Here is a 26,945-nt window from a genome sequence, read left to right as displayed (position 1 = left end):
CGGACGGCCATTGAAAAGGGGCAGCCCCGAAAGGCCACCCCCCTTTTGCAAAGCTATGCCGCCTATTCAGCGGGCGCCGCGTCAACCAACGGAAGCGCCACGAACAGAGGCTCTCCGCCACGGCGGATCAGAACCAGCACGGACCGTCGACCGGCATCTGTTGCCTCGTCGATGCGCGCGTTCAGGTCGGCCACGCTGGTCACGCTCTGCTGGTTCACGTCCGTGATGATGTCACCGGCGGCCAGACCCTTTTCGGCGGCCGGACCCTCCGGGTCGATCCCCGTGATCACCAGCCCGGTGGCATCGCCGGGCGCACCCAACTCGGCCGCCATTTCGGGCGTCAGAACGGTCACGGTCATCCCAAGCACATCACTCTCGGACGGCTCGTTGGCGTCCGGAGCCTCGGACGCACCGTTCTGTGCGGTCTCCCGGCGACCCAGGGTCACATCCAGCGTCAGCTCGTCGCCATCGCGCATTACCACGATCTGCGAGGTTTCACCCGCCGGTGCCTCGGCCACGCGACGCACCAGGCCGCGGGTATCCTCGACATCGGTGCCTGCAAAGCCGGTGATGACATCGCCCGTCTGCAGGCCCGCGTCACGGGCAGGACCTTCGGGAACGTCGGTGATCATCGCGCCACCGGTGACGTTCAGCCCCATCGCCTCGGACATCTCCGGGGTGACGTCCTGAATCATCACGCCCAGCCACCCACGACGGGTTTCCCCGAATTCTTGCAGCTGTTCAACGACTTGCGAAACAACATTCGACGCCATCGAAAAACCGATGCCGATAGATCCGCCGTTGGGCGACAGAATCGCGGTGTTCACACCGATCACTTCGCCCTGCAGGTTGAAAAGCGGCCCGCCAGAGTTGCCCCGGTTGATGGCCGCGTCGGTTTGCAGATAGTCGTCATAGGTTCCCGACAGTTCTCGGTTGCGGGCCGACACGATGCCCGAGCTTGCCGAAAAACCCTGTCCCAGAGGGTTGCCCAGTGCCAGAACCCAATCCCCCACACGGGCACTGTCGCTGTTGCCGAAATTGACGAACGGAATCGGCTCTTCGCTGCTGACCTTCAGCAGGGCGACGTCCGTGTTCGGGTCGGTTCCCACCACCTCTGCGGGCAGCGTCTCACCCGAATAGAACTCGATCTCGATCTGGTCGGCGCCTTCGATGACGTGGTTGTTCGTGACAATGAACCCGTCACCCGAAATCACGAAACCCGAACCCAGTGCGTTCGAGCGTTGCGGATTTCCCGGCGCCGGCATGCCTTCGGGTGCCCCCGGACCGCCGGGCATTCCAAACTCACGAAACAGATCGGCGAACGGGCTGCCTTCGGGAAAAGCCGGTCCGCCGGTCGGCTGTGACACGACCGACGTCGTCGTGATGTTCACCACGGCCGGAGAGACCTGTTCAGCCAGATCGGCAAAGCTGCCCGGCATCACCTGCGACGTGTCGCTGGATGCGGCGTCCATTCCCAACGGCTGGTTGGCCTCAGCGGCCTCTTGGGCCTGCTGGCTGACCTCCGGGGCCACATCGTCATTGGCGGGATCGACGGCCTGCGCGCCGGCTTGGCCAAGCCCCACCGCCAGCGCCAGCGCCGACGCGGTCAGGATATGGCGAGGGAAAAGCGGTTTCATGCGGGATGTCCTCATCTCTCGACGGCAGTGATCAGGGGCGGTTGCCCGGACTGCCTGATGGATATGACGTCAATGTAGGGTGCCGTGGCAAATAAACCACGCTCTCGGCCTGTGAACAGATCGTGATTTTTATTGCAGACCGGGGCAGAGGTCACCCTCTGCCCCGGTCTCGCCGTTCAATTCGCGGGCGCGGGATCAGCCGCCGCGTCGTCCGCAGGGGCGTCAGCCGCGGGTGCCTCTGATGCCGGGGGCGCACCCTCGACGGGGACGTCCGGCGACAGCATCTCGGGCTGTTGCTGCGGAGGCGTTGTCAGGTTTTCCGGTACGGGGGTCAGTTCGATCCCCGCCGATTCGCCCAGACGATTGCCGTCGCGATCGACCACCTCGGGGACGACCAGTTCCTCGTCTTCGGTGGATTCAACCGGGCCGTTCGCGTTGAGGCGCTCTGCGGAATTGCCCGGCGGCACCGGCGTCGATGCCGGGTTCGCGTTCGCGGCCCCGTCGCCTGACAGATAGCTGAAGAACTCGCTGTCCGGCTGCATCACCATCGAGCTGTTCGACCCCTGCAGTGCGCGTTCATACGAGGTCAGCGACCGCGTGAACGCAAAGAACTCGGGGTCGCGGCCATAGGCGTCGGCATAGATGGCGTTGCGCTGTGCGTCGGCCTCGCCTCGGACGATCTCGGACCGGCGACCGGCCTCGGAGGTCAGTTCGACCACTGTCCTGTCTGCGGCGGCGCGGACGCGTTGCGCAGCCTCGTTGCCGCGCGCCACTTCGTCCGCGGCCTCGCGTGCGCGTTCTGCCCGCATCCTGGCATAGGTCGCGTTCAGGTTCTGCTCTGGCAGGTCGGTGCGGGTCAGGCGGACGTCGATGATCTCGATCCCCAGGCCACCCGAATTCGAACGGGCCTCGTCACGGATCTGGTTCATCAGGCTGGTCCGGTCATCTGACAGAACCGACGTCGAAGGCACCGTACCCAGAACACCGCGAATGGCGTCGATCACGATCGGTTCCAGCCGCATCTCGGCCGCCTGGATGCCCTGGACACCGACAGCCTGGCGAAACCGGACCGGGTCGGTGATGCGCCAGCGGGCAAAGGCATCGACCACCAGACGGCGGTCGTCCAGCGGCGTGACCTCCAGCGGGCTGGTCGGCAGACCCAGGATGCGCCCGTCATATTTCACGACGTTGTCGATGAAGGGCAGCTTGAAGTTCAGACCCGGCTGCTCTTGTACGTCGACCACGCGGCCAAGCCGCAGGACCAGCGCCTTTTCACGCTCGTCCACGATGAACAGGGCCGATCCGGCCAGGACGGCGACGACGACCAAGGCAGGCAGGGCCATGGCAGTCAGCAGGTTCTTGCGCGCAGCCATCAGTTCGTTCCTCCGCTGTTCGTGGGGGTGCCGTTGGTCTGGCCGGCGGTGGGGGCCGCGGGCGCATTGCCCTGCCCGGTGCCGCGCAGCTGATCCAGCGGCAGATAGGGCACGACGCCCGAACCACCCTCGCCACCGCCGATGCCCTCGCCGATGATGATCTTGTTCACGCTGCCCAGCACCTGCTCCATCGTCTCCAGATACATCCGGCGCCGCGTCACGTCGGGCGCGTTCACGTATTCCTCATAAATCGAATTGAAACGCGCGGCCTCACCCGCCGCGGTGTTGACCGCCTCGGCGCGATAACCCTCGGCCTGCTCCAGGATCTGGGCTGCCTGACCGCGGGCCGCTGCCAGTTCGCGGTTGGCATAGGCGTCGGCTTCGTTCTGCAGACGGTCCCGCTCCTGCTGGGCGGCCTGCACCTCGCGAAAGGCGTCGATGACCTCATCAGGCGGATCGGCACGGTCGAGGTTGACGCGGATGACGTTGATCCCGGACTGATAGCTGTCCAACGTGTTCTGAACGGCGGCGCGCAGGTCGCTGGCGATCACGCCACGGTCGCGGTTCAGAATAGGGGCCAGCTCGCTTCTCGCGATGATGTCGCGCATCGCAGCCTCGGACACGGCACGGATGGTGTCGGACGGATCGGCCAGGTTGAACAGATACGCCTGCGGATCGCGGATATTCCAGACGACCTGGTATTCCATGTTCACGATGTTCTGGTCGCTGGTCAACATCAGGCCGGTATCCATCGGGCCGGCCGAGCCGGTTCCGATTTCCGTCACGCGTTCGTTGGTGACCGGGACCACTTCTGCGGTGACGACGGGCCAGGGGGCAAAGTTCAGACCCTCGGTCCCCACGGCGATGGCACGACCGAACAGGAACTCGACCGATTGTTCGTTGGTCTGCACGCGATAAAAGCTGGCAAAGGCCCACAGGCCGACCGCCGCCAGGCCCGCCACGACCAGGGTCGAGCGGTTCAGGCCGAAATTCGGACCCATCGGGCTGCCACCGCCACCGCCGCCCCCGCCCGTGCCGCCGCCGGTGCCACGCCCGCCCATCAGGACGCGCAGGCGTTCCTGGCCCTTTTTCATAAGGTCCTCGATCTCGGGACGCTGCGGGTCGTTGTTGGGACGACGCGGGCCGCCGGGGGGCGGCTGTTCGCCCCAGGGACGACCTGCTGGCTTTTTGTCACGATCCCCGTCATCCCGGCCGCCGTTGCCGCCGCCGCCTCCGCCCCAGGGGCCCTGATTTGCCATCCGCTAGACCTTCTTTCGTAGAAATTTCCGTTGGTTGAAAACTGGGGCGTGGGGCTGAAAAGTCAAGCCTGCGCCCCTGCCATTGCCGCGACCCAAGGCCGCGCCCACGGCATTGTCAGCCCTCCACGCCCTCATGGCGGCGCGTGGGTGCGCGCATCGTGACCAGTTCCTCGGCCGCGGTCGGGTGGACCGCCACGGTCGCGTCGAACTGGGCCTTGGTCGCGCCCATGGTGATGGCCACGGCCGCCATCTGGATCATCTCTCCGGCCTCTGGGCCAAAGATGTGACACCCCAGCACGCGGTCGTCCGCCGGATCGACCAGCAGCTTCATCATCACCTTGGCGTCGCTGCCCGCGAACATCGACCGCATCGGGCGGAAGGTGGTGGCAAAGACATCGACCGGACCGCGGGCCTTGGCCTCCTCCTCGGTCAGGCCGATCGTGGCCAGCTCGTGGGGGCGCAGATAGACGGCGCTGGCAACCAGCGTGTGATCGACCGTCCGGGGTCGCGCGCCGAAAACCGTGTCGGCAAAGGCGTGCCCCTCGCGGATCGCGACCGGAGTCAGGTTCACGCGATCGGTCACGTCGCCCACGGCAAAGATCGACGGCACGCAGGTCTGCGACCATTCGTCGACCTCGATCGCGCCGTTGCGGCCGGTGCGGACCTCTGTCGTCTCAAGCCCCAGCCCCCGGGTATAGGGGTCGCGCCCCGTGGCCATCAAAACCGCGTCGAAACGCTCGTCCGTGCCGTCCTCGAACCGGACGCGGATGCCGTCGCCGTCGCGTTCCAGCGCCGCGGGCGTCACGCCCAGGCGCAGGTCCACACCCACCGCGCTCAGTTGCAGCGTGGCCAGATCGCGCGCCTCGCGGTCGAACCCACGCAACACGGCGTCACCGCGATAGGCCTGAACCGTATCCACCCCCAGCCCCGCAAGGATGGTCGCAAATTCGCAGGCGATAAAGCCGCCGCCAACCAGCAGGATGCGTCCCGGCAGCCGGTCCATCAGGAACAGGTCGTCCGAGATCATCGCCAGCTCCTCTCCGGGAATGCCGATGGGTGCGGGACGACCGCCGGTCGCGATCAGGATGTGGCGGGCGGTCCTGGTCGTGCCGTCGGCCAGCCTGACCTGGTGATGCCCGTCCAGGACCGCGCGCTGGTCGTGGATCTCGACCCCCGCGCGGGTCAGGCCGGCACGATAGATCACCTCCAGCCGTGACAACTCCGCGTGCAGCTTTTCGCGAAAGATCGGCCAGTCAAATGACCCGGCCTGGGCGTCGCACCAGCCGTATCCGCGCATCTCGTCGGACATCAGCCCGGCCTGGGACGCAAAGATCATCAGCTTTTTAGGCACACAGCCGCGGATGACGCAGGTGCCGCCCATGCGGCTTTCCTCGGCCAGGCCAACCTTGGCGCCGTGTTCGCCCGCCGCGATCCGCGCGGCGCGCACCCCGCCCGAGCCGCCGCCGATAACGAACAGATCATAATCAAAGGTCACGTCATTCCCTTTCCTGCGCCAGCATGTCGGCGTCGATGTCATTGCGCGCCAGTTCTATGACGCTGCCATCTTCGCGCCCGATGATCGCCAGATCGCACATCCCCAGAAACAATCCATGTTCCACGATGCCCGGAATACCCGACAATGCCCGCGCCAGCGCGGCAGGGTCCGGGATCGCCTCCAGGTGCAGGTCAAGGATCAGGTTCCCCTCATCCGTGACCACCGGATCGCTGTCCTTCAGCCGCTGCAGGATGTCGCGTTCACCCAGTTCCAGCGCCTCCAGCGCGCGGCGGATCAGCGTGCGCGTGGTCTCGAACCCGAAATGCAGCACCTCGACCGGCAGGGGAAAGGCGCCCAACGTCTCGACCACCTTGCCGGGGTCGGCGATCACCACCATGCGGTCGCTGGCGGCGGCCACGACCTTTTCGCGCAGATGCGCGGCGCCACCGCCCTTGACCAGGTGCAGGTCCGGGTCGACCTCGTCGGCGCCGTCGATGGTCAGGTCCAGCCAGCCGATGTCGTCCAGCGTCTCGATGCGCAGGCCCAGGCTTTCCGCCAGATCGGCCGTCGCGCGCGATGTCGCGGCACAGCGCAGCGACAGACCCTCGGCCTGCACGCGGGCGGCCAGTTCGCGCACCATGACGCTGGCGGTCGAGCCGGTGCCCAGACCCAGCCTCATCCCGTCCGTGACCAGCGCGACCGCGGCCTTGGCGGCGGCCAGCTTGGCCGGATCGACCTGCGGTGATTGCGACATGACGACATCCCCTCCATAATCCGTTCGCCCACTTATAGGCCAAGCCACCACCAAGGGCGAGGGGCCGCGACCCCTCAGCCGCGTGCCAACCCCTCGGGCAGGATCACGGTAAATCGGCTGCCCTGCCCCACGCTGCTTTCGATGCGTAACCTGCCCCGGTGGCGGTTCACGATATGCTTGACGATGGCCAGGCCCAGCCCGGTCCCACCCTGCGCGCGTGACCGGTGTGTGTCGACACGATAGAACCGTTCCGTCAGCCGTGGCAGGTGCTGTTCCTCGATGCCATCGCCACGATCCTCGATGGCCACGGCCCAGGCCGGGCCGCGCAGCAACGGTTCGTGCGGGATGCGCGTCAGGATGACGCGCAGCATACCGCCCGATCCGCCGTATTTCACCGCATTCTCTATCAGGTTCTGGAACACCTGGGTCAGCTGGTCGCCATCTCCCGGCAGCCGCAGGTCGACCTCCAGCCCTTCGGTCGTGACGCTGACCCCCGCGGCCTGAATGCGGGGTGCCAGCATGGCCAACGTCCCGCGCAACAGGCCCGGCAGGTCGACCCGGCCCGCGGGGCGGGATCGTTCATCCGCCTGCACCCGGCTCAGCGACAGCAATTCGCTGATCAGGCGGTTCATGCGTGCGGCCTCGCGTTCCATGATGTCCAGGAACCGGTCCCGGGCGCGGGCATCGTCACGGGCGGGACCGCGCAGCGTCTCGATGAACCCGGTCATGGCGGTCAGGGGGGTCTTCAGCTCGTGGCTGACATTGGCCACGAAATCGCGGCGCATCTGCTCGGCCTCCTCGGCCACGCTGCGATCCAGAATGGCCACTGTCGCACCGCGCCCCAGCGGACTGGGCAACGGCGCCACGGTCACCTCGGCCAGGATCTCGCGCCCGTCGGCGGCACATGTGGCACGCAGGGTCGCCACACCGTCGGGAGGCACGGGCAACGCCGGGTCCGGAGAGGGCGCGGGCATCCCCTCGGGGTCCAGCACCCAATCCACGGCCTGCACGATGGCCGGATGGCGCAGCACGGTCACAAACGGCCGTCCGATCAGATCCAGGCCGAACAGCGCCTGCGCCAACGGGTTGGCCGCGATAACCCGCGCCTCGCGGTCAACGGCCAGCATGGGCACCGGAATGCCGTCCAGAAACCCCTCGACCCGGCGCAGGCTGGCGGCCATCGTGCTAGCCCTCCACAGGGATCAGGCCGGCCCGGAACCGCGCCGCGTTGTCGCGATACCGCGCGGCGGATTCCCGCAGGTCCGCCAACGCATCGGCGTCCAGCATGCGCACCACCCGGCCCGGCGCGCCCATCACCAATGCCCCGTCGGGGATCACCTTGTTTTCAGGGATCAGCGCGCCCGCGCCGATCAGGGCACCCGACCCGATGACCGCGCCATTCAGCAACGTCGCCCCCATCCCGATCAACGCACCGTCCCCGATCCGGCAGCCATGCAGGATCGCGCGATGCCCGATGGTGCAATCCGCCCCGATGACCAGCGGGTGACCGTCATCGGTATGCAGCACGCACAGGTCCTGGACATTGCTGCCGGTCCCCACTTCGATCAGGTCGTTGTCACCGCGCAGCACAGCGCCGAACCAGACAGAGGCCCCTGCCCGCAGAACCACCCGTCCCATGACCTGCGCATCGGGCGCAACCCACGCCTGCGGGTCGATCTGCGGCGCGACGCCGTCCAGTGTCCAGATCATGCGTCACCTTCGGACATCAGGTCACGCACAAAGGCGCCCAGACCCGCCATCCGGTCGCGACGCAGACGTTCGGCGGTCAGAATGGCGCGCATGCGTTCCTCGGTCTGGTCCAGGTCGTCATTGACCAGGACGTAATCATATTCGGCCCAGTGGCTGATCTCGGATCGGCTTTTCAGCATGCGCCCGGCAATGACCGCGTCGCTGTCCTGACCACGGCCGCGCAGCCGCCGTTCCAGTTCCGGCAACGACGGCGGCAGCACAAAGATCGACACGACATGACTGCCCAGTGCCGATGCGCGGATCTGCTGGCCACCCTGCCAGTCGACGTCGAACAGCGTGTCCCGCCCGGCCATCATCGCCTGTTCGACCGGGCCGCGTGGGGTGCCGTAGAGGTTGCCGAACACTTCGGCATGTTCCAGCATCTGCCCATCGGCGACCATCCGCAGGAACCCGTCGCGGGTGGTGAAATGGTAATGCTCTCCGTCGACCTCTCCGGGTCGCGGTGCGCGCGTCGTGGCCGAGACCGAGAACCGCAGCCCCGCGTCCCAGTCCATCAGCCGACGTGCAAGCGTCGATTTGCCCGCCCCGGACGGAGAGGACAGGATGACCATCAGGCCGGTGCGTTCGATCATGGCGGCATGTTTCCTGGCAACTGGTGGCGGTGCGTTCGGGGATGCCCCGTCCCGCCGCAGGGGTCAAGACCCGCAACTGGATGGCATCTTAACCATTCGTTCATAAAATGACTCGGCGCGGGGGCGGTGGACGCGCTAACATAAGTCATGAACAGTGATCGGCCTTGGCCGGATAAAGTAAAGGGTTGACCGTGCCGGACCGGGAAGACGGACAAGACGCCAGGCCGGGAATGTCGTCCGACGACGCCATGGGCCGGATCGTGCGCCTGCAGGATTACGATACCTGCAGGCCTGACCGCGTGTTGCGCGAAATGCGCGAGTATTGGGACAGCATCCGAAAGGGCCGTGCGATCCCGGCGCGGTCGGATGTCGATCCGCGCGGCATCGCGCGGACACTGGATTACGCGTTCATCCTGGAACGCATTGCGCCCGGGGCCGGACGCATGCGTCTGGCGGGACGTCACCTGATCGATCTGATGGGGATGGAGGTGCGCGGCATGCCGGTCTGCGCGTTTCTGAACACCTCGTCGCGGGGGCGGTTCTCGGATGTACTGGAAAGCGTGTTCAAGGCGCCGCAGGTGGCGCAGCTGACGTTGCAGGGCAAGGCCGACTATGGCCGCCCACAGCTGAGCGCGCAGATGCTGCTGCTGCCTTTGCGCTCAGATCTGGGTGATGTCACCCGCGCCCTGGGCTGTCTGGTGGCCGATGGCGACACCGGCATCGCGCCGCGCCGCTTTGACATTCTGGACGATGAGGTGATGCCGATCATCGAGGGGGGCACGACGGTCAAGCCATCGCCGTCAGCGATCGGGTTTGCCGAAGGCCGCACTGATTTCAAGCCACGCGGACCCGTCCGTGGCAAGCCCACGCCCGACAAGCCTGCAACCGACAAGCCCCATCGCGGCTTTCCCCAGGCTGACACACCCGAGGAACGGCGCGCCCTGTTCCGGGTCATTCAACCGCTGCCGACGCGCACTGACGACTAGCCCAACAGGCCGGGACGCCAGCGATAGACGGCGGCGGGTGCGGGCGATTCGCGGCCCATGCTCTGCAATTCCAGATCGTCGCCACGGCGAAAACCCAGGTTCTTGAGGATCTTGCGCGACGCATCATTGTCAACAAAGGCTCCTGCCAGAACCTCTGACGGGTCCAGCCTGGCCACGACCTCGTTGAAAACGGCGGCAACCATTTCCTGGCCCAGACCCTTGCCGGCATGGGTGGGGTCCAGGAAATAGTTCAGGCGTGGCGGCGGGCCTTCGGACAATCCAACAATGCCGATCACCTGCCCCTGATACCGCACCGCCAGCCGCAACGGCGGAACCAGCGCGCCCTGCAACAGCAGCGGCTGGACGTCGTCCAGCGACATCGCTGGGTCATAACGCAGCAGCATCCGCGCCACGTCAGGCAGGGTCACGATCCGGTGCAGGTCGGGCAGGTCTTCGGGGGTGACGGCGTCGATACGCAGGCGCGGTGTCATCAGCGCAATCGAATGCCGCCGCTGGAACGTATCGCGGTCCAGCACCAGCAGGTCGGCCTGAACCTCGTCCCGCAGGGGGCGCGATTGCAGCACGGTCCGACCGCACGCCCGGAACCCCAGCCAGTCCAGCAGCCGGGCGGAACGGTCGTTGCCCACCAGACAATGGGCATTGATCTCTGTCGCACCGGACAGGAACAGCCGCGACAGGGCCAGCACGCCGGCACGCCTGCCGATCCCCTGCCCCTGTCGGTCCGGTGCAACCCAGATGCCGAATACCCGCCCGGCCTGGACCATGCCCACCAACCGCCCGTCCTGACGGATCGCATGTTCGTCCAGCCCGGCGACGGCGACGAAATCGCGGGCGTCGTCGGCCCCGTAGGGCCAAGGCAACGTGGTCAGCCAGCGCACGACGTTCCAATCGGCCAGGGCCGCCGCGATATCATCGGCGTCTTCGGGCCAGGGGCGCGTCAGGGCGACCGGCGGGTGCATCGCCTATCCGACCGGAACGACCCGGACCGCGCCGCCCTTGGCCGACAGCGCGATTTCCCCGCCCGCCAGGCGCAGGGCGTCCTGGCCAAAGACCTCGGCCCGCCACCCCTGCAGCGCGGGCAGATCGCGGCTGCCAGTGGCAAGGGCGTCCAGTTCAGACGACGATGCGATCAGCTTGGGCGCCACGCCCGCCGCGTCGGCCTTGGCCTTGAGCAGCACGCGCAGCAGGTCCGACAGGGCGGCGTTTCCGGGCTTGCCGGGTTCGTCGCCCTTGGGTTGGGGCAGGTCCTTGGACTCCATGCCGGCCTTGACGGCGGCCAGAATACCGTTGGCGATGTCTCCCTTGCGCGCCTCGCGCAGCAGCAGGCGCGACTTGCCCAGGTCAGCCTCGGACAGGGGCTTGGTCGAGGCCAGCTCGATCATCGCATCGTCCTTGTAGACGCGGCTGCGGGGAATGTCGCGGGCCTGCGCATAGCTTTCGCGAAACCGCGCCAGTTCACGCAGGATCGCCAGAAACCGCGGCGAATTGGTCCGCGTGCGGACCTTGAGCCAGGCTTCTTCGGGGCGGGTGATATAGGTCTCGGGGTCCTTCAGAACCCCCAGCTCCTCGGCCAGCCAGGCGTCACGGCCTGTCTTTTTCAGTTCGGCCGACAGAAATTCATAGATCACCCGCAGATGCGTCACATCGGCAAGCGCATAGGCGGCCTGCGCATCCGATAATGGCCGACGCGACCAGTCGGTAAAACGCGACGACTTGTCCAGATCAGCCTTGGCGATCTTGCGGACCAGCGTCTCGTATCCGACCTGTTCACCGAAACCACAGACCATCGCGGCGACCTGGGTGTCGAACAGCGGTGTCGGGAACAGCTGGGCGTCATGAAAGAAAATCTCAAGGTCCTGACGGGCGGCGTGGAACACTTTGACCGTCGCCTCGTGGCGGAACAGGTCGTACAGGGGTTCCAGCGACAGCTCCTCGGACAGGGGATCGACCAAGACGGCATCGCCCCCGCCGGTCTTGGCCGTCGATGCCGGCGGGATCGCCAGCTGGATCAGGCACAGCTTGGACCAATAGGTCCGTTCGCGCAGGAATTCCGTGTCGACGGTCACATAAGGGGCTAGTTTTGCGGCCTCGCAGAAACGGGCAAGGTCTTCGGTGCGGGTGATGGTGGGGATGTCCTGGCTCATGCGCTCTTTCAGATCGGGCGGTTCGTCCGCCAATAGCACAGCTTTACGCCGACCGCCGCGCGTTGAAAAGCCCCGACGCCGCGCACCGCTGGTCGGGTGCTAGTCCGGTTCCCGCATGCCATGACGGCCGCGCAACGCATCGGTCACACCATCCTCGCAGGCGGTTCTGTCGACCATCGGGGTGCCGGTGCGGAATGCCGCGCGCCCGATCAGATGCGCCGCGACAGGTGCCGTCATCAGCAGGAACAGGATCGCCGCCACGGCCCGCGCGATGACCGTGCCTTCGGCGAAATGGACGGCCACGGCCACCAGGATCAGACCCGATCCAAGCGTCCCCGCCTTGGTCGAGGCATGCATCCGCGTCAGCAGGTCAGGCAGGCGCAGCACCCCCATCCCGGCCGCGAAACAGAATACGCCACCAGACAGCACGAACAGGGCAACGATGATGTCATGCATCAGATCAGCTCCTCCGCCTTGAGCAGGATGCGGCGCTCCAGATAGCGTGCCAGGCAAACGGTCGCCAGAAAACCCACCAGTGCCAGAACGACGGCCACGTCCAGAAAACCGGCACTGCCCGACCGCAGCGCGGTCAGCCCGCCGAACGACACCAGCTGCACCGTCATCAGGTCCAGCGCCACGATACGGTCGGCCAGCGTCGGCCCCCGCACCAGCCGGATCGCGGCAAGCACGACCCCCAGGATCACCAGGGCGAAACCGATCAGGATTACAAATTCCAACATGGTCATATCGTTCACTCCGTCGCCTCGCGGACCCAGACCTCGAACCGGTCGCGGATCTGCGCACGGATCGCGTCCGGGTCGTCGCCGAACATTGCGTGGATATACAGCGTGCTGCGATCCGTGGACACGTCCAGGCTCAGCGTGCCGGGGGTCAGCGAAATGAAATTGGCCAGCAGCGTGATCTGCAAGTCGGTGGTGACCGTGATCGGCACCGCGATCAGCGCGGGCTGGGACGAATGCCCCGGCGTCAGCACATCGCGCACCACCGGAAGCGAGCTGACCACCAGTTCATAGACGAACATCACGATCAGCCGGGCCCAGTAATACAGGCGCCGGAAATAGACGCCCGTATCGGAAAACAGCGGGCGGACCAGCCACATCGCGATCATGCCGACGACGAACCCCGTCGTCAGCCCGCTGAGGGTCAGTCCGCCGGTCAGCGCGACCCAGGCGAATGCCAGAACCATGTTGATGGCGAACATGTTCATGGCTGCACCCCCAAAACGGTCGTCACATATTCGGTCGGATCAAGCAGCTGCATCGCAGCCCGTTCGGCGAACTGAACAAAGGGTTCCGGGTACAGCCCGATGATGCAGGTCAACGCGGCCAGCACGACGATCGGCATCATCAGCGCCATCCGCTCGCCCAAGGGCACGTCGGACAGGCGCGGCTTGATCCCGTCGGGATGTGCGGGCCAGAAGGCCGATCCCCAGATCTTGGTCATCGAAAAGATGGTCAGCAGGCCGACGGCCAGCGACACCCCGGCCACGAACCACATCTCCAGGTCCAGGGCGGCCTTGACCACCACGTACTTGGCCCAGAACCCCGACAGCGGCGGAAAACCCGCCAGCGAAAAGGCCGGGATCAGGAACAGGAAGGCCAGCACCGGGGCATGCGCGTACAGGCCCCCGATGCGCGCCAGATCGGTCGACCCGGCGATGCGTTTCGCCACGCCCGACACAAAGAACAGGTTCGCTTTCACGATGATGTGGTGGACCAGATAGAACACCGCGCCCATCAGGCCCAGTGGCGTGTAGAGCGCCAGCCCCAACACCATATAGCCGATCTGGCTGATGATGTGGAACGACAGGATGCGCCGGAAATCGTTCATTGCGGCCGCGCCCAGAACGCCCGTGACCATGGTCACAACCGCAGCCCACAACAGGATCGTGTGGGTGAACCCGATATCCTGATCAAAGACCAGCGTGAACATGCGGATCAGAGCATAGACGCCCACCTTGGTCAGCAGGCCCGCAAAGATCGCCGACACCGCCACGGGCGGCGTGTGATAGGACGCGGGCAGCCAGAAGAACAGCGGAAACAGCGCCGCCTTGACGCCAAAGGCCACCATGAACATCACGGCGATCGTGGTCAGCAGGCCGGTGTTCTCGACCTCGCGCACGGCCAGGTGCAGGTCGGCCATGTTCAGCGTGCCGGTCAGGCCATAGAGCAGTCCCGTCCCTGCAAGGAACATGGTTGTCGAGACCAGGTTCAGCAGTACGTACTTGATCCCGCCGTCCAACTGTTCACGGCTGGCGCCCAGCACCAAGAGACCAAAGCTGGAGATCAGCATGACCTCGAACCAGACATACAGGTTGAACAGGTCGCCCGTCACAAAGGCACCGCAGACGCCCATCAACAGGATCTGCAGCAGCGCGTGAAAACCAAGCCGCTCCAGACGTTCGGGAATGTCGGACAGCGAATAGATCACGGTGGCAAGGCCGGTGATGGCGGTGATGACGACCATCACCGCGCCCAGCAGGTCGGCCACCAGCGTGATGCCAAAGGGCGCCTGCCAGTTCGACATCTGCGCAGCGATCACGCCGTGATCCAGAACCTGCACCATCAGCAGGATGCTGGCCATCAGCAGGGCCGTGGTGCCCACGACCGAGATCCAGCGCCCGGCGGGCGAATTGCGGAACAGGTAGGCCAGAACCCCCGTCAGCAGCGGGATCAGGATCGGATAGACCAGAAGCCAGCTCATTTCCCGGCCTCCTTGCCTGCGTCGACGGGTTCGGCCACCCGCATCTCGTCGCTGTTGACGGTGCCCAGGGTCAGAAACGCGCGATAGACCAGCGCCAGCGTAAACGCCAGTAGTCCGAAGCCGATCACGATCGCGGTCAGCACCAGGGCCTGCGGCAGCGCATTGGCGACGACGCCGGTGGGGGCGTATTCACCCGCAGCGATCAGCGGCGGGGCACCGGGGGTCAGGCGGCCGCTGGCAAAGATCAACAGGTTGACCGCATTCGACAGCAGCACCAGCCCGAACAGGAAACGCAGCACGTTCCGGTCCAGCATCAGATAGACCGCGGCGGCAACAAGGATGCCCACGGATATGGCAAGCAGCAGTTCCAAATCAGGTCTCCTGTTCCAGGGCAAAGACCAGGGTCAGGATTCCGCCAAAGACGGCCATGTAGACTCCGATGTCGAACACGAGGACGGTGGACAGCGGCACATAGCTGTCACCGTCGCGAAACAGGAACAGCCACTGTCCGGTAAAGAAGGGCTGCCCTGCAAAGACCGCACCGATGCCGCCCAGGGCCGCGACGCCAAGGCCCGCCATCGCCAGGTTCGACGGGTCGACCCGCAACGCGGCCTGCGCCTCGTTGACCGATGTGGCGATGGTATACAGGATGAACGCCGTCGCCCCGATCAGCCCGCCGATGAAACCGCCGCCGGGCAGGTTGTGCCCGCGCAACAGCGAATAGACGGAGAACATCAGCAGCAGGGCCGCCAGCAGGCGCGTGGTGGTGGTCAGGATCAGCGACTGCATCTCAGTTCTCCTCCTCGGGCTTGCGGCGGGGGGCACCGCGCAGCAGCGCGAATGCGGCGATGGCGGCGATGGTCACCACGGTGATTTCCCCGAACGTATCCAGCGCGCGGAAATCGACCAGGATCACGTTGACGATGTTGCGGCCATGCGCCTCGGGATAGGATGCGGCCTCGAAGAACGCGGTCAGGCGGCGGTCGAAATCGGTCGCCATCACCGACATCAGCAGGACGGTCGTGACCAGCCCCGCGCCACCCGCGATGATCGCGTGCCCGGTGCGGAACAGCGTCTTGGACCGGCGCGGCAGATAGGGCAGGCGCAGCATGACGACGCTGACCAGCACCACGACCAGCACCTCGACCAGCAGCTGCGTGATGGCGACGTCCGGTGCGCTGAACATGATGAAGATCAGCGATACGCCGATGCCCGCAGCGCCCATGCCCGCGACGGCCGTCATGCGGCTGTGCGTCCACACGGTCAGGATCGCGCCCGTCACGATCAGGCCCAGCACGGTCCACTGGATCGGATGCACGCCGTTCCCCGACAGGCCCGGCAGCCCCTGGAACGCGCCCTTGAGCAGGTAGGTGCCGCCGACCATCACCACGAAGGTCGCGAACATCACCGCCATATAGCGTTGCAGGCTGCCGGTCTGGATCATGCGGGTCTGCCATGCGGCATAGGCCTTGAACCCGTCCAGCAGACGGTCCCAGCCCGCGTCAAAGTCGATCGGGCTGCGCGCCTCGAACGCGGCCAGCCGGTCGCGGATGGCCTGGTGGCGGCGATAGACCAGCCAACCCGTCAGAAACGTCAGCATCGACAGGATCAGCGCGGTGTTGACGCCGCCCCACAGGTACAGATCGACGTCATGAACCTCTCCGGTGACGGCCTGGGTGGCGGGACCGACCAGGTAATGACCCAGCACGCCGGGCAGCAATCCAAAGGTCAGCGACAACGCGCCCAGGACCAGCGGCCCCGCCAGCATTGCCCACGGCCCTTCGTGCGGCGTTGTAGGGGTCGGGCGCAGATCGCCGCGGAACGGTTTCAGCGCGACGATGCCGCCGACCGCGAACATCAGCACCGATGCCACGAATGCCATCGCGGTGACCCAGATTGCGCCGAACCCCTCCAGCCCAAGGCCGGCCTTGTACATGAATTCCTTGCCGATGAAGCCGATCATCGGCGGAATGCCCGCCATGCTGATCGCGGCCAGCGCCGCGGCAAGGCCGGTCAGCGGCATGACCTTGGACAGGCCGCCCAGCACACCCGCATCACGCGTGCCGGTGGCATGGTCCACAATGCCGATCATCAGGAACAGCGCCGCCTTGTAGAGCGAGTGCACCACCAGGAACAACATTGCGGCGACGATGGCGTAATGGGTGCCTGCGCCGATGAACATGGTCAGCGTGCCAAGCGCCATCAGCGTGGTATAGGCCAGCACCTGCTTGATGTCGGTCTGGCGCAGCGCCATGACCGATGCGAAAACCGCCGTGACCCCGCCGAACAGCGTCAGGATCCAGAACCACGCGTCTGTCCCGCCAAGCGCGGGGTTCATGCGCGCCATCAGGAAGATGCCGGCCTTTACCATCGTGGCCGAATGCAGATAGGCCGACACGGGCGTGGGCGCGGCCATCGCGTTGGGCAACCAGAAATGGAACGGCACCTGCGCCGATTTCGTGAACGCGCCCGCCAGGAACAGCAGCATGATCGCCAGGTACCAGGGATGCGCGCGGATCATGTCGCCCATCGTCACGATCTGCGACAGCTGCAACGTGCCCGCGACCGTGCCCAACACGATCAGTCCCGCCAGCAGGATCAGACCCCCCGTCCCCGTCACCAGCAGCGCCTGCAGCGCGGATCGCCGCGACGCGGCGCTATCGGCGTTGAACCCGATCAGCAGATAGGACGCGATGGTCGTGATTTCCCAGAACACGAACACCATGATCAGATTGTCGGCCAGAACCAGCCCCAGCATCCCGACCATGAACATCAGCAGATAGCTGACGAACCGGGGATAATGCGGGTGATCCCCCAGATAGCGTGCCGAGTACAGCGTGACCGCCGCGCCGATCCCGGTGATCAGCAGCGCGAACGTCATGGACAGCCCATCCAGCAGAACCGACAGCTGCACGCCCAGTGACGGCACCCAGTCAAGGCCGTAAACCTGCGGACCCTGCACGATTTCGGGCAGCAGCCCCAGAAAATATACAAACAGGACGGTCGGGAACGCGATCGAGATCCAGCCCGCAGGCCCACCCATGACGCGGTCAACCGATTGATAGTCGTCAGCCATGTCTCGAACCCTTGTCGCGGCATGCAATTGGCGGATGGCTTAGCACCCTTGGTCGGCGGAAAACAGTCGCTTGGGGCGGCTAAATCGGCCTTGGCGACCGAAAGTTGCGCTTGGCGCATCAGCAAGGGTCCTTGCGTGCGCGCGCGCCCTGTAAATAGGTATCCCGGTTTCCGCCGTGCCGCTGGAACACCACCGGCCAATGCGGCGCCGCGACATTTTGGCACAGCACGCCCGGGTGTCATCAGGCGGTCATCGCGGAACGCCGCATGCGGACCGGGCATCTGCGGTCTTGTGCGCGCCCTGCCGTTCGGGGTCTGATAGACCGCAGCCGGGGTGCAGGATATTGCCCTCGATTCGCGACACTTCGATGAAAGGGACATCCCATGCTGCTCTCCCGTGACCATATCGCAGGACAAAGCCTTGCGGCCAAGGTCGGCCTGACCCTGGCAGCCGCCGCCCTGATCGCGCTTGGCGCCAAGGCGCAGGTGCCGTTCTGGCCCGTGCCCATGACCCTGCAGACGCTGGCAGTGCTGGTCATCGCCGCAGGTCTGGGGCCGCGCCTTGGTCTGGCCGCGATGGGCGCATACATGGCCGCGGGGCTGGCAGGGCTGCCCGTTTTCGCCGGATCGCCCGAACGCGGGCTGGGGCTGGCGTATCTGGCGGGTCCGACCACCGGTTTTCTGATCGGAATGGCGCTGTCCATGGTCGTGACCGGCGTGCTGGCGCAGGGGCGCGGGCTGGGCATGCGGGCGGTGGCGATGCTGGCCGGCACAGTGGCAATCTATGTCCCCGGCCTGATCTGGCTGTCAGCCTTTGTGCCGGCGGACCGGCTGCTGGCGGTGGGCGTCGCGCCGTTCATTCTGGGCGACATGGTCAAGATCGCCCTAGGCGCGCTGGCCCTGCAGGCGGTTGCACGCCGCGGTTGAGCCGCGACACAGCGCGACCGTGACGGGGCCCCATGCGGGCCCCGTTTCGCATCGTGACCCCACGTCCGCGCCGTCAACAGGGCTTTCGCCCTGCCCCGCCCGTGGTCAGACTGCACCCACGCGATCACGAGGAGCAGCGATTGACCCCGACCCTGACACCCCACACCATCGCCCGCATCGAGGACAGCTTTCGCGCGCAGGGCCTGATGCGCCACCTGGGCGTCGAGATGGCCGCGATCCGCCCCGCCGAGGTCACGCTGCGCCTGCCCTTTCACCCGGACCTGACGCAGCAGATGGGGTATTTCCACGCCGGTGCGACCACGGCGCTGGCGGACAGCGCGGGGGGTTACGCGGCGCTGACGCTGTTCCCCGAGGGCTGCGACGTGCTGACCACCGAATTCAAGCTGAACCTGCTGAACCCCGCAGAGGGCGACTGCCTGGAGGCCACCGGCCGCGTCGTCAAGGCAGGCCGCACGCTGACCGTCTGTCAGGTCGATGTCCATGCCGTCAGCGGTGTCGCGCGGGCCCATGTGGCGACAGGCCTGCAGACGCTGATTTGCGTCCAGGGTCGTGCGCCCACGTGACAGTGGCGGACCGTTAGCGTAAACCGCGACCAGAATTTCCGCAGGAGGATGGCAATGGCGCAGGCAGAAATCGGGTTGATCGGGCTTGGGACGATGGGGGCCGCGCTGGCCCTGAACATCGCCGAAAAGGGCTTTCCGATCGCCGTCTGGAACCGCACGACAGAGGTCACGCACCGCTTTGCCGCGCAGGCTGGCGATCTGGCGCCCCGCGTGATCCCGACCGATTCCCTGCAGGCGCTGGTTCAGGCGATCACGCCGCCGCGCGCGATCATCGTGATGGTCCCGGCGGGCCAGGCCGTCGATGATCAGTTGCAGGCGCTGGCGCCGCTGCTGGACGCGGACGATCTGGTGATCGACGCGGGCAATGCCGATTTCCACGACACCAACCGCCGCGCCGCGGCCGGCCTGCCCTTCCGGTTCCTGGGCATGGGCGTGTCCGGCGGCGAAGAGGGCGCACGCCACGGCCCCGCCATCATGGGCGGCGGCGATGCCGCCGACTGGGACCGCGTGGCGCATGTGATGACCGCCATTTCCGCCAAGGCCGACGACGGCACACCCTGCGCCGCGCGCATGGGTGACGCGGGCGCGGGCCATTTCGTCAAGATGGTGCATAACGGCATCGAATATGCCGACATGCAGATGATCGCCGAGGCCTATGGCCTGATGCGCGACGGGCTGTCGCTGGAGGCCCCGGCCATCTCCGACATCTTCGCGGACTGGAACGGCGGCACCCTGTCCAGCTATCTGATCGAGATCTCGGCCAAGGTCACGGCAGCACGCGACCCGCATACGGGTGCGGCGATGCCCGATGTGATCCTGGACCGCGCGGGCCAGAAAGGCACCGGCCGCTGGACCGCCATCGAGGCCCAGCACCTGTCCGCCCCCATCCCCGTGATCGAGGCCGCGGTGATGGCCCGCAACGTCAGCGCCCGGCTGGAGGAGCGGCAGGCCGGTCAGGCGCGTTTCGGCGCGGCCCCCGGTGCCGTGGACCTGACCCCCAAAGATCTGGAACAGGCGCTGATCGCGGGCAAGATCCTGTGCTATGCGCAGGGCTTCACGATGATCGCGGGCGCGTCGGGGCGGTTCGGCTGGACGTTGGACCTGCCCGAAATCGCGCGCGTCTGGCGGGCGGGCTGCATCATCCGGTCGGCCATGCTGAACGACATGGCGGATGCGCTGGCCGACGATCCGGCGCGCAACCTGATCATGGCGCCGTTCTTTGCCGACCTGATCGAAGGCGCCCTGCCCGGTCTGCGCCGCGTGGTGTCGCATGGTATCGGCGCGGGGCATGCGCTGCCGGCGCTGGCATCGGGGCTGATGTGGTTCGACATGATGCGCACCGCGCGCGGCACGGCGAACATGATCCAGGCACAGCGCGATTTTTTCGGCGCGCACGGGTTCGAACGTCTGGACGGCATCGACGACCCGCACGGCCCCTGGGGAAACGCGGTCTGATCAGCCGCGCGGGCGGCTGATATCGCCCAGGGCCAACAGTGGCGATGCGTCGATGCCCTGCGCATTCAGCATCGCCGCGACCCGTTCCAATGACGCGACCAGCATCGCCTGTTCCCAATCCTGCAGGGCCAGGAACCCGGTCACGAAATGCTGCTGCAACGCGTCGGGCGCGCTGCGCAGCGCCTCCAGCCCGGCATCGGTCAGAATCACGTGCAATTGCCGGCGATCGGTGCTGGATCGCTGGCGCTGTGTCAGGCCCAATTTATCCAGCTGATCGACCAACGCCGTCACGGTGGCCTGGCTGACGCCCATCTGGGTCGACAGCTGCGTGGGCATGGCGGACCGCGTCTCGGTCCCGGCCAGGATCTGCAGGACCCGCAGCTTGGCCGGGGTCAGCTTGGCGGCCTGGGCCAGGTCGCGTTCGTAATGTTCGGTGGCACGCAAGATTCGGCGCAGCGCGATCAGCGCGGCGTCGGTGCGGGGGATGGAGGAAGACTGGCTCATGCCCGTCTGTATGCCATCGGCGGGCATGACAGGGCAATATGACATGCTTTGAGTGGCAGATAATTCGACAGGCGAACCACACGGTCACGAGAGCGTGTGCAAATATCACGCCAGCGTAAGGCGTTAGCCGAAATACGGCGTATTATCGACACCAAGGTTGCAACCAGAGCATCTTTTGACTAGTTAGGGCCACGAAGCAATTGAGGACCCGCCGCCCATGCCCAAAGATGTGCAAGAACTCGAACGCCCCCGTCAGCTGACGCTGCGCAAGCCCTATCCGACCGATGGTTCCGCCATCTGGGAGCTGGTCCGGGCATGCAAGCCGCTGGACGAGAATTCGATGTATTGCAATCTGGTGCAGGCCGAGCATTTCCGCGACACCTGTGTCGTGGCGCTGCTGGACGATCAGATCGTGGGCTGGATTTCCGGGCACATGATCCCGAACGAAGATGCGCTGTTCGTCTGGCAGGTTGCCGTCGGACCGGATGCCCGCGGTCTGGGATTGGCCCGCAAGATGTTGACGCATCTGGTGGAACGCGACGAATGCGCCGATGCGCAACGGATGAACACGACCATCACCCGCGACAACGATGCATCCTGGGCGCTGTTCCGCAGCTTTGCCCGCCATCAGGGCGGGCGGCTGACCGACGATCCTCATTACACACGCCATGATCATTTCGATGGGCGCCACGCGACCGAGCATATGGTGACGATCACCCTGCCGCGCCACGTTGATCAGGCCCGCGCCGCCTGATCCCTTTGTCCATCGAAGCATTCAGATTGACGCACATGATGCGAAAGGATTTCCCATGCCTAAAGACATGACCGACACGACGACCACGACCACCACGACCGGGACCGCCATTTTCGAGCGCCGCGAGAGTGCGGCGCGGTCCTATTGCCGCGGAATACCCACCGTCTTCACCAAGGCCAGCGGGTCGGTGATGACCGGTGCCGACGGACAGAACTATATCGACTTTCTCGCAGGCTGTTCGTCGCTGAACTATGGTCACAACGATCCTGACATGAAATCCGCGCTGATCGATCACATTGCGGGTGACGGGATCGCGCACGGGCTGGACCTGCACACGACGACCAAGGCGGCGTTTCTGGACGCATTTGAACGCCATATCCTGACGCCCCGCGGCATGGATCATCGCGTGATGTTCACCGGACCGACCGGCGCCAATGCCGTCGAAGCCGCGATGAAGATCGCCCGCAAGTCGACAGGCCGCACCAATGTCATCGCCTTTACCAACGGCTTTCACGGCGTGACCATGGGCGCGCTGGCCGCGACCGGCAATGGATACCACCGCGGCGGCGCCGGGATGGAGACGCAGGGCGTCACCCGCGTGCCCTTTGACGGCTATGCCGAGGGGCTGGACAGTGCAGCCCTGCTGGACCAGATGCTGTCGGACAATTCGGGTGGCATCGACGCCCCGGCCGCCATCATGCTGGAGGCCGTGCAGGGTGAGGGTGGTCTGAACGCCGCATCGACCGAATTCGTGCGCGCCATCGCCGATATCGCCAAACGCCACGGCGCGCTGCTGATCATGGATGACATCCAGGCAGGCTGTGGCCGCACCGGCAAATTCTTTTCCTTTGAGGACATGGGCGTGACGCCCGATCTGGTGCCGCTGGCGAAATCGATCTCGGGCTTTGGCCTGCCGCTGGCGATGGTGCTGGTGCGTCCGGAACATGACGTCTTTGGCCCCGCCGAACACAACGGCACGTTCCGCGGCAACACCCACGCCTTTGTCACTGCCCGCGTGGCGATCGAAAAGTTCTGGTCCGACAAGGCGTTCGAGGCCGATCTGGCCCGCCGCGCCGACTTGATCCAGACCCGGCTGACCGAACTGGCCGATCTGGTCCCCGGCGCCTATCTGAAGGGCCGCGGTCTGATGCGCGGTGTGGATGTCGGATCGGGCGATCTGGCCGCCGCCATCTGCAAGCGTGCCTTTGACGGCGGTTTGATCATTGAGACATCCGGCAACGAGGATCAGGTCGTCAAGGTGCTGGCCCCCCTGACCACCCCTGACACGCTGCTGTCGCGCGGCTTTGACATCCTGCTGGATGCCGCCCGCGACGTTGTTTCCACCACCAAGATTGCTGCGGAGTAACTCACATGATCGTTCGTGATTTCAATAAACTGAAAGACACCGACCGTTCGGTGTCGGATGCGCAATGGAATTCGGTCCGCATGCTGCTGGCCGATGATGGAATGGGATTTTCGTTCCATATCACCACGCTGGAGGCCGGGTCGGAACACCAGTTCCACTACAAGCACCACTTTGAAAGCGTGTTCTGCATGCAGGGCAAGGGCTCGATCACCGATCTGGGTACCGGCGAGACGCATGAGATCACGCCCGGCGTGATGTATGCGCTGAACCTGCATGACAAGCACATCCTGCGCGCGGAAGAGACGCTGGTCATGGCCTGCTGTTTCAACCCGCCCGTCACCGGAACCGAGGTGCATCAGGAGGACGGCAGCTACGCCCCTGCCGAGACCGCGTGATGGGTCATACCGTTGAAAAGATCGGCGGCACGTCGATGTCGCGCGTGCACGAGCTGCGCGACACGGTGCTGATCGCTGACCCCGACGCGCCCTATGGCCGGATCTTCGTGGTGTCTGCCTTTGGCGGCATCACCAACCTGCTGCTGGAACACAAGAAATCGGGCGAGCCCGGCGTCTATGCGGCCTTCGCGTCCGGGGACGGCGATCACGGTTGGCTGGCCGCGCTGGACCGTGCCAGCGATGCGATGATTCAGGCGCACCACGTCGTGCTGGATCATGCGGGTGATCTGGAACGCGCCGATGCGTTCGTCCGCGACCGTCTGGTAGGCGCGCGCAACTGCCTGATCGACCTGCAGCGGCTGTGTTCCTATGGCCATTTCCGGCTGGAAGAGCACATGTTGCACACCCGCGAATTGCTGTCCGGTCTGGGAGAGGCGCATTCCGCCTTTGTCACCACGCTGATGCTGCAACGTGCGGGCATTCAGGCGCGGTTCGTCGATCTGTCGGGTTGGCGCGACACGGGTCAGGTTACGCTGGAGGAGCGCATCACCGGCGCGATGGCTGGCATCGATCCGATGACCGAGATGCCCATCGTCACCGGCTATGCCCAGTGCACCGAAGGGCTGATGCGCGAATTCGACCGTGGCTATTCCGAGGTGACGTTCTCGCGTCTGGCCGCCCTGACCGGCGCGCGCGAGGCGATCATTCACAAGGAATTCCACCTGTCCTCGGCCGATCCCAATCTGGTCGGCGCGGGTGCGGTACGCAAGCTGGGACGCACGAACTACGACGTGGCCGACCAGCTGTCGAACCTGGGGATGGAGGCGATCCACCCCAAGGCTGCCAAAACTCTGCGCCAGTCCGGCGTACCGTTGCGCGTGACCAACGCGTTCGAGCCTCATGACCCCGGCACGCTGATCGACGACCAGCCCGCCACCACCCCCGCGGTGGAGATCGTGACCGGCCTGAACGTCTTTGCGCTGGAACTGTTCGAACAGGACATGGTCGGAGCCAAGGGCTATGACGCCGCGATTCTCGAGGTACTGACCCGTCACAAGGTGCGCATCGTCAGCAAGGTGTCGAACGCCAACACGATCACGCATTACGTGGACAGCAGCCTCAAGGTGCTGCGCCGGGTCGAAAAGGATCTGGCCGAGCGTTACCCCTCGGCGCAGGTGTCGTCGCGGGCGGTGGCCATGGCATCGGCCGTGGGACGCGACCTGGACGGGCTGGCGGTTCTCAGTCGCGGCCTGAACGCCCTTGCCGCCGCAGGGCTGGAGGCGATCGGCGCGACGCAGGGGCCACGCCCGGTGGATGTGCAGTTCATCCTGGAGCGCACCGCGCTTGCCCCCGGCATCAAGGCCCTGCACGGCGCGCTGATCGAACGGCAGGCGCAACCATTGGCGCAGGTAGCCTGAGCACCAACAGGAACGGGCGGCCCCAAGCGGTCGCCTGTTTGCACTGATGCGATGGCAATCGTTAACCCACGCATCATTCCCGACTTGGGTCTTTGGGCACGCGGCCTGTTTGCGCCTGCCGCCGTCACCATCATTCCGCATGGCAACGCGTTATCGTCGGCCCTTTCCTGCGCAATGCAGTTCCGGAATCCGAGCCACTGACTTGGGTCGCCGCCCCTTGCCGCTTTCGCGTCAATCACCTATATCGGTCCTGTCGGAAGCAATTCTGACTATGGACATAAACGCGCTCGTAATAAGCGGATCGGACCCGGGGGCGGTACCCGGCGACTCCACCAAACAACCCTTCATTGGGGGCAAATGGGGTCGAAACAGGATCGACGAACGTCTAAAGGGGTTATGCTTTGTCTCGGTGAGCTACTACCGTTATCGGTGCAAAACGTACAGTTGCCAATGACAACCGTGCTCCGATCGCTCTGGCTGCGTAAGCAGTTCGAGAGATCGAAACCTAAGCCCTTGCGCCTAGCAGCGTAAGGCGGGGCCCGCAGGAGCCTGGCAACAGAATCCTGCACCTTATCCCCTTTTTTGCAGCTATTTCGTTCCCAAGCCTTCGTGATTTCGCACCTCGCGTACGCGGCGATTTCTTTGCAATCGCATTTCGATCGTGGCGATAACGACATCGGTCGATTCGACCCGCCGACATTTCAACGGTGGTGCCGCGTAAATCATGAACGGACGCGATTTTTCCGAACGCCTGTGCGCTTTATCTCTTTTGCAGTTTCAACTTGGCTGATGCCAAGAAGCCGTTCCATGCATGATGGTGGGTTCGGTTGTCGCTCATATCTCGCCTTACTTCCTAACGAGCACGGTTGGTGTTTGACTTACTCAATTTGTTTGAGGAGCGTTCAAGTCGCTTCTGATACCTTGCGCTCAAAGGCGATGTGGTTCTGGAACCCACGCGATCAATGTCGACTGACGTGGTTATGAAACTCGTTGATGTACCTGGCGACGGCGTTTTCAGCCTGCTGGCGCGATTGCCAAAAGACCGGCCAGATCAGCTCCAATTTGATGCTCTTGGAAAATTTTTCCACCATCTATTTACGATGGCGGTTCCTGCGCCCACTGATCGAGATCAGGATGTCACGTTTGCGGATCAGAGCCTGATGCTCGGCGCAGAAGTGACGCGATCCGCTAGAGTACGCCGCAGAGCTTCGACTGCGAAGTCGCGCTTCTGACGGTCACTCGTCGCCTACCCAACGACTCGGTGCGAGAACAAGTCGAGCACGACTGAGAGGGAAAGCCGGCCTTCTGCCGCCCAGATGGAGGAGATGCCCGCCCCAAACTTACGGTCCGGGCCATCCGTCGTGACGCTCTGTGCCACCAGATCGGGCACGACAGGCCAGGTATGCGCGCTGCCCGTCATCCGTTTGGACAGCTGTTTTGCCGCGCGATCCACTGGTTCTCGCGTACCAACCGCGCCGTCCGGTGCCGCCGGATCTCGTGGCCCTCGTCGACAAGATCGCATTGCATGCGCGGGCCGCCACAGGTCATGGTCGACAGCGCAAAGTCCGTCCGGATATGCACCACATAGACCATGCCTTGCTGTTAGTTCTTTGATCCCAGGTTTTGATGGTGCGATCCTTTCTCAGGAATGGAGGGAATCATCATGGGACAAGTTCGTCATGGGAGCGCCGCGACCACGGACGCCGTCAGAGCTGCAATAATAGGGGCTGGC

At 65.2% G+C, this 26,945-nt stretch carries 27 protein-coding genes and 1 other RNA gene; 10 read left to right on the top strand and 18 right to left on the bottom strand.

The features are described 5' to 3' along the window. Window positions 1-62: 62 nt before the first annotated feature. The 8 genes from ACJJVR_RS12240 to gmk form a co-directional block, all read right to left on the bottom strand. Window positions 63-1,472 carry a Do family serine endopeptidase gene (locus ACJJVR_RS12240; protein ID WP_405405405.1) on the bottom strand — a complete coding sequence of 470 codons (1,410 nt, stop codon included), beginning with the start codon at window positions 1,470-1,472 and terminating at the stop codon, window positions 63-65. A 341-nt stretch (window positions 1,473-1,813) separates the two neighbouring features. Then, window positions 1,814-2,980 (bottom strand): protease modulator HflC, encoded by a 1,167-nt coding sequence (gene hflC / locus ACJJVR_RS12235; protein WP_405405404.1) that lies wholly within the window; start codon window positions 2,978-2,980, stop codon window positions 1,814-1,816. A 29-nt stretch (window positions 2,981-3,009) separates the two neighbouring features. Then, window positions 3,010-4,269 (bottom strand): FtsH protease activity modulator HflK, encoded by a 1,260-nt coding sequence (gene hflK / locus ACJJVR_RS12230; protein WP_405404936.1) that lies wholly within the window; start codon window positions 4,267-4,269, stop codon window positions 3,010-3,012. Window positions 4,270-4,384: 115 nt separating this feature from the next. Next, a complete protein-coding gene (gene gorA / locus ACJJVR_RS12225; RefSeq protein WP_405404934.1) occupies window positions 4,385-5,764 on the bottom strand; it encodes a glutathione-disulfide reductase in 1,380 nt (459 codons plus the stop codon). Between the two features lies 1 nt (window position 5,765). Continuing rightward, entirely contained in the window at window positions 5,766-6,518 is a 753-nt protein-coding gene (rpiA, locus tag ACJJVR_RS12220) for a ribose-5-phosphate isomerase RpiA (protein ID WP_405404933.1), read from the bottom strand. Between the two features lie 74 nt (window positions 6,519-6,592). Next, window positions 6,593-7,699, bottom strand: a complete 1,107-nt coding sequence (locus ACJJVR_RS12215; protein ID WP_405404931.1) for a sensor histidine kinase — start codon at window positions 7,697-7,699, stop codon at window positions 6,593-6,595. A 4-nt stretch (window positions 7,700-7,703) separates the two neighbouring features. Then, the gene (locus ACJJVR_RS12210) at window positions 7,704-8,228 is read right to left on the bottom strand and encodes a gamma carbonic anhydrase family protein (RefSeq protein WP_405404930.1); all 525 of its coding nucleotides are present in this window, start codon (window positions 8,226-8,228) and stop codon (window positions 7,704-7,706) included. Then, window positions 8,225-8,857: a guanylate kinase gene (gmk, locus tag ACJJVR_RS12205; protein WP_405405403.1), complete on the bottom strand. Its 633-nt coding sequence runs from the start codon at window positions 8,855-8,857 to the stop codon at window positions 8,225-8,227. The genes ACJJVR_RS12210 and gmk overlap by 4 nt, the downstream gene beginning before the upstream one ends. A 233-nt stretch (window positions 8,858-9,090) precedes the next feature. Between gmk and ACJJVR_RS12200 the strand changes: the two genes are divergently transcribed. Continuing rightward, window positions 9,091-9,846 (top strand): PAS domain-containing protein, encoded by a 756-nt coding sequence (locus ACJJVR_RS12200; protein WP_405404928.1) that lies wholly within the window; start codon window positions 9,091-9,093, stop codon window positions 9,844-9,846. Here the strand turns inward: ACJJVR_RS12200 and ACJJVR_RS12195 are convergent. The 9 genes from ACJJVR_RS12195 to ACJJVR_RS12155 form a co-directional block, all read right to left on the bottom strand. Beyond that, window positions 9,843-10,826: a GNAT family N-acetyltransferase gene (locus ACJJVR_RS12195; protein ID WP_405404926.1), complete on the bottom strand. Its 984-nt coding sequence runs from the start codon at window positions 10,824-10,826 to the stop codon at window positions 9,843-9,845. The two genes, ACJJVR_RS12200 and ACJJVR_RS12195, sit on opposite strands and share 4 nt — an antisense overlap. A 3-nt stretch (window positions 10,827-10,829) precedes the next feature. Then, window positions 10,830-11,999 carry a ribonuclease D gene (rnd, locus tag ACJJVR_RS12190; protein WP_405405402.1) on the bottom strand — a complete coding sequence of 390 codons (1,170 nt, stop codon included), beginning with the start codon at window positions 11,997-11,999 and terminating at the stop codon, window positions 10,830-10,832. Window positions 12,000-12,110: 111 nt separating this feature from the next. Next, entirely contained in the window at window positions 12,111-12,467 is a 357-nt protein-coding gene (gene mnhG / locus ACJJVR_RS12185) for a monovalent cation/H(+) antiporter subunit G (protein ID WP_405404924.1), read from the bottom strand. Then, window positions 12,467-12,757 carry a monovalent cation/H+ antiporter complex subunit F gene (locus ACJJVR_RS12180; RefSeq protein ID WP_405404921.1) on the bottom strand — a complete coding sequence of 97 codons (291 nt, stop codon included), beginning with the start codon at window positions 12,755-12,757 and terminating at the stop codon, window positions 12,467-12,469. The genes mnhG and ACJJVR_RS12180 overlap by 1 nt, the downstream gene beginning before the upstream one ends. A 5-nt stretch (window positions 12,758-12,762) precedes the next feature. Continuing rightward, a complete protein-coding gene (locus tag ACJJVR_RS12175) occupies window positions 12,763-13,239 on the bottom strand; it encodes a Na+/H+ antiporter subunit E (protein WP_405404919.1) in 477 nt (158 codons plus the stop codon). Beyond that, window positions 13,236-14,735 carry a Na+/H+ antiporter subunit D gene (locus tag ACJJVR_RS12170; RefSeq protein ID WP_405404917.1) on the bottom strand — a complete coding sequence of 500 codons (1,500 nt, stop codon included), beginning with the start codon at window positions 14,733-14,735 and terminating at the stop codon, window positions 13,236-13,238. The genes ACJJVR_RS12175 and ACJJVR_RS12170 overlap by 4 nt, the downstream gene beginning before the upstream one ends. Then, on the bottom strand, window positions 14,732-15,106 hold the full coding sequence (locus ACJJVR_RS12165) for a Na+/H+ antiporter subunit C (protein ID WP_405404915.1): 375 nt from the start codon (window positions 15,104-15,106) through the stop codon (window positions 14,732-14,734). The genes ACJJVR_RS12170 and ACJJVR_RS12165 overlap by 4 nt, the downstream gene beginning before the upstream one ends. Before the next feature lies 1 nt (window position 15,107). Continuing rightward, on the bottom strand, window positions 15,108-15,524 hold the full coding sequence (locus ACJJVR_RS12160) for a Na+/H+ antiporter subunit B (protein ID WP_405404913.1): 417 nt from the start codon (window positions 15,522-15,524) through the stop codon (window positions 15,108-15,110). 1 nt (window position 15,525) lies between these two features. Next, entirely contained in the window at window positions 15,526-17,811 is a 2,286-nt protein-coding gene (locus ACJJVR_RS12155; RefSeq protein WP_405404911.1) for a putative monovalent cation/H+ antiporter subunit A, read from the bottom strand. 383 nt (window positions 17,812-18,194) lie between these two features. Here ACJJVR_RS12155 and ACJJVR_RS12150 point away from each other — a divergent pair, with 383 nt between their 5' ends. From ACJJVR_RS12150 to gndA, 3 genes are all read left to right on the top strand, one after another. After that, a complete protein-coding gene (locus ACJJVR_RS12150; RefSeq protein ID WP_405404909.1) occupies window positions 18,195-18,737 on the top strand; it encodes a biotin transporter BioY in 543 nt (180 codons plus the stop codon). 140 nt (window positions 18,738-18,877) lie between these two features. Next, a complete protein-coding gene (locus tag ACJJVR_RS12145) occupies window positions 18,878-19,321 on the top strand; it encodes a PaaI family thioesterase (protein ID WP_405404907.1) in 444 nt (147 codons plus the stop codon). Window positions 19,322-19,375: 54 nt separating this feature from the next. Then, window positions 19,376-20,776, top strand: coding sequence for an NADP-dependent phosphogluconate dehydrogenase (gene gndA, locus ACJJVR_RS12140; protein ID WP_405404905.1), 1,401 nt, complete (start codon window positions 19,376-19,378; stop codon window positions 20,774-20,776). Here the strand turns inward: gndA and ACJJVR_RS12135 are convergent, their stop codons facing one another. After that, complete coding sequence (locus ACJJVR_RS12135) at window positions 20,777-21,280, bottom strand: MarR family winged helix-turn-helix transcriptional regulator (protein WP_405404903.1); 504 nt, start codon at window positions 21,278-21,280, stop codon at window positions 20,777-20,779. Window positions 21,281-21,497: 217 nt separating this feature from the next. Here ACJJVR_RS12135 and ectA point away from each other — a divergent pair, with 217 nt between their 5' ends. The 6 genes from ectA (at window position 21,498) to ACJJVR_RS12105 (ending at window position 26,445) form a co-directional block, all read left to right on the top strand. After that, window positions 21,498-22,034, top strand: a complete 537-nt coding sequence (gene ectA, locus ACJJVR_RS12130; RefSeq protein ID WP_405404901.1) for a diaminobutyrate acetyltransferase — start codon at window positions 21,498-21,500, stop codon at window positions 22,032-22,034. 55 nt (window positions 22,035-22,089) lie between these two features. Further along, entirely contained in the window at window positions 22,090-23,400 is a 1,311-nt protein-coding gene (gene ectB, locus ACJJVR_RS12125) for a diaminobutyrate--2-oxoglutarate transaminase (protein WP_405404899.1), read from the top strand. Window positions 23,401-23,405: 5 nt separating this feature from the next. After that, a complete protein-coding gene (locus ACJJVR_RS12120; protein ID WP_405404897.1) occupies window positions 23,406-23,795 on the top strand; it encodes an ectoine synthase in 390 nt (129 codons plus the stop codon). After that, a complete protein-coding gene (locus ACJJVR_RS12115; protein ID WP_405404895.1) occupies window positions 23,795-25,213 on the top strand; it encodes an aspartate kinase in 1,419 nt (472 codons plus the stop codon). The genes ACJJVR_RS12120 and ACJJVR_RS12115 overlap by 1 nt, the downstream gene beginning before the upstream one ends. Window positions 25,214-25,426: 213 nt before the next feature. After that, window positions 25,427-25,783, top strand: a transfer-messenger RNA (tmRNA) gene (ssrA, locus tag ACJJVR_RS12110). A 410-nt stretch (window positions 25,784-26,193) separates the two neighbouring features. Further along, window positions 26,194-26,445 carry a hypothetical protein gene (locus ACJJVR_RS12105; protein WP_405404893.1) on the top strand — a complete coding sequence of 84 codons (252 nt, stop codon included), beginning with the start codon at window positions 26,194-26,196 and terminating at the stop codon, window positions 26,443-26,445. Window positions 26,446-26,945: the final 500 nt, after the last annotated feature.

Origin of the sequence: Paracoccus sp. Ld10, from assembly GCF_045064235.1 — a bacterium.
GTDB lineage: Bacteria > Pseudomonadota > Alphaproteobacteria > Rhodobacterales > Rhodobacteraceae > Paracoccus.
The sequence above is the reverse complement of the archived record's forward strand: the minus strand, read 5'-3'. Positions and strand labels throughout refer to the sequence as shown.

Excerpts from the sequence above, each read along its gene's own strand:
- ACJJVR_RS12240 (WP_405405405.1), bottom strand. The coding sequence starts at position 1,472 with ATGGACGCCGCATCCAGCGACACGTCGCAGGTGATGCCGGGCAGCTTT.
- hflC (WP_405405404.1), bottom strand. The coding sequence starts at position 2,980 with ATGGCCCTGCCTGCCTTGGTCGTCGTCGCCGTCCTGGCCGGATCGGCC.
- hflK (WP_405404936.1), bottom strand. The coding sequence starts at position 4,269 with ATGGCAAATCAGGGCCCCTGGGGCGGAGGCGGCGGCGGCAACGGCGGC.
- rpiA (WP_405404933.1), bottom strand. The coding sequence starts at position 6,518 with ATGTCGCAATCACCGCAGGTCGATCCGGCCAAGCTGGCCGCCGCCAAG.
- ACJJVR_RS12215 (WP_405404931.1), bottom strand. The coding sequence starts at position 7,699 with ATGGCCGCCAGCCTGCGCCGGGTCGAGGGGTTTCTGGACGGCATTCCG.
- ACJJVR_RS12210 (WP_405404930.1), bottom strand. The coding sequence starts at position 8,228 with ATGATCTGGACACTGGACGGCGTCGCGCCGCAGATCGACCCGCAGGCG.
- ACJJVR_RS12200 (WP_405404928.1), top strand. The coding sequence starts at position 9,091 with ATGTCGTCCGACGACGCCATGGGCCGGATCGTGCGCCTGCAGGATTAC.
- ACJJVR_RS12195 (WP_405404926.1), bottom strand. The coding sequence starts at position 10,826 with ATGCACCCGCCGGTCGCCCTGACGCGCCCCTGGCCCGAAGACGCCGAT.
- mnhG (WP_405404924.1), bottom strand. The coding sequence starts at position 12,467 with ATGCATGACATCATCGTTGCCCTGTTCGTGCTGTCTGGTGGCGTATTC.
- ACJJVR_RS12180 (WP_405404921.1), bottom strand. The coding sequence starts at position 12,757 with ATGACCATGTTGGAATTTGTAATCCTGATCGGTTTCGCCCTGGTGATC.
- ACJJVR_RS12175 (WP_405404919.1), bottom strand. The coding sequence starts at position 13,239 with ATGAACATGTTCGCCATCAACATGGTTCTGGCATTCGCCTGGGTCGCG.
- ACJJVR_RS12170 (WP_405404917.1), bottom strand. The coding sequence starts at position 14,735 with ATGAGCTGGCTTCTGGTCTATCCGATCCTGATCCCGCTGCTGACGGGG.
- ACJJVR_RS12160 (WP_405404913.1), bottom strand. The coding sequence starts at position 15,524 with ATGCAGTCGCTGATCCTGACCACCACCACGCGCCTGCTGGCGGCCCTG.
- ACJJVR_RS12155 (WP_405404911.1), bottom strand. The coding sequence starts at position 17,811 with ATGGCTGACGACTATCAATCGGTTGACCGCGTCATGGGTGGGCCTGCG.
- ACJJVR_RS12150 (WP_405404909.1), top strand. The coding sequence starts at position 18,195 with ATGCTGCTCTCCCGTGACCATATCGCAGGACAAAGCCTTGCGGCCAAG.
- gndA (WP_405404905.1), top strand. The coding sequence starts at position 19,376 with ATGGCGCAGGCAGAAATCGGGTTGATCGGGCTTGGGACGATGGGGGCC.
- ACJJVR_RS12135 (WP_405404903.1), bottom strand. The coding sequence starts at position 21,280 with ATGAGCCAGTCTTCCTCCATCCCCCGCACCGACGCCGCGCTGATCGCG.
- ectA (WP_405404901.1), top strand. The coding sequence starts at position 21,498 with ATGCCCAAAGATGTGCAAGAACTCGAACGCCCCCGTCAGCTGACGCTG.
- ectB (WP_405404899.1), top strand. The coding sequence starts at position 22,090 with ATGCCTAAAGACATGACCGACACGACGACCACGACCACCACGACCGGG.
- ACJJVR_RS12120 (WP_405404897.1), top strand. The coding sequence starts at position 23,406 with ATGATCGTTCGTGATTTCAATAAACTGAAAGACACCGACCGTTCGGTG.
- ACJJVR_RS12115 (WP_405404895.1), top strand. The coding sequence starts at position 23,795 with ATGGGTCATACCGTTGAAAAGATCGGCGGCACGTCGATGTCGCGCGTG.
- ACJJVR_RS12105 (WP_405404893.1), top strand. The coding sequence starts at position 26,194 with ATGAAACTCGTTGATGTACCTGGCGACGGCGTTTTCAGCCTGCTGGCG.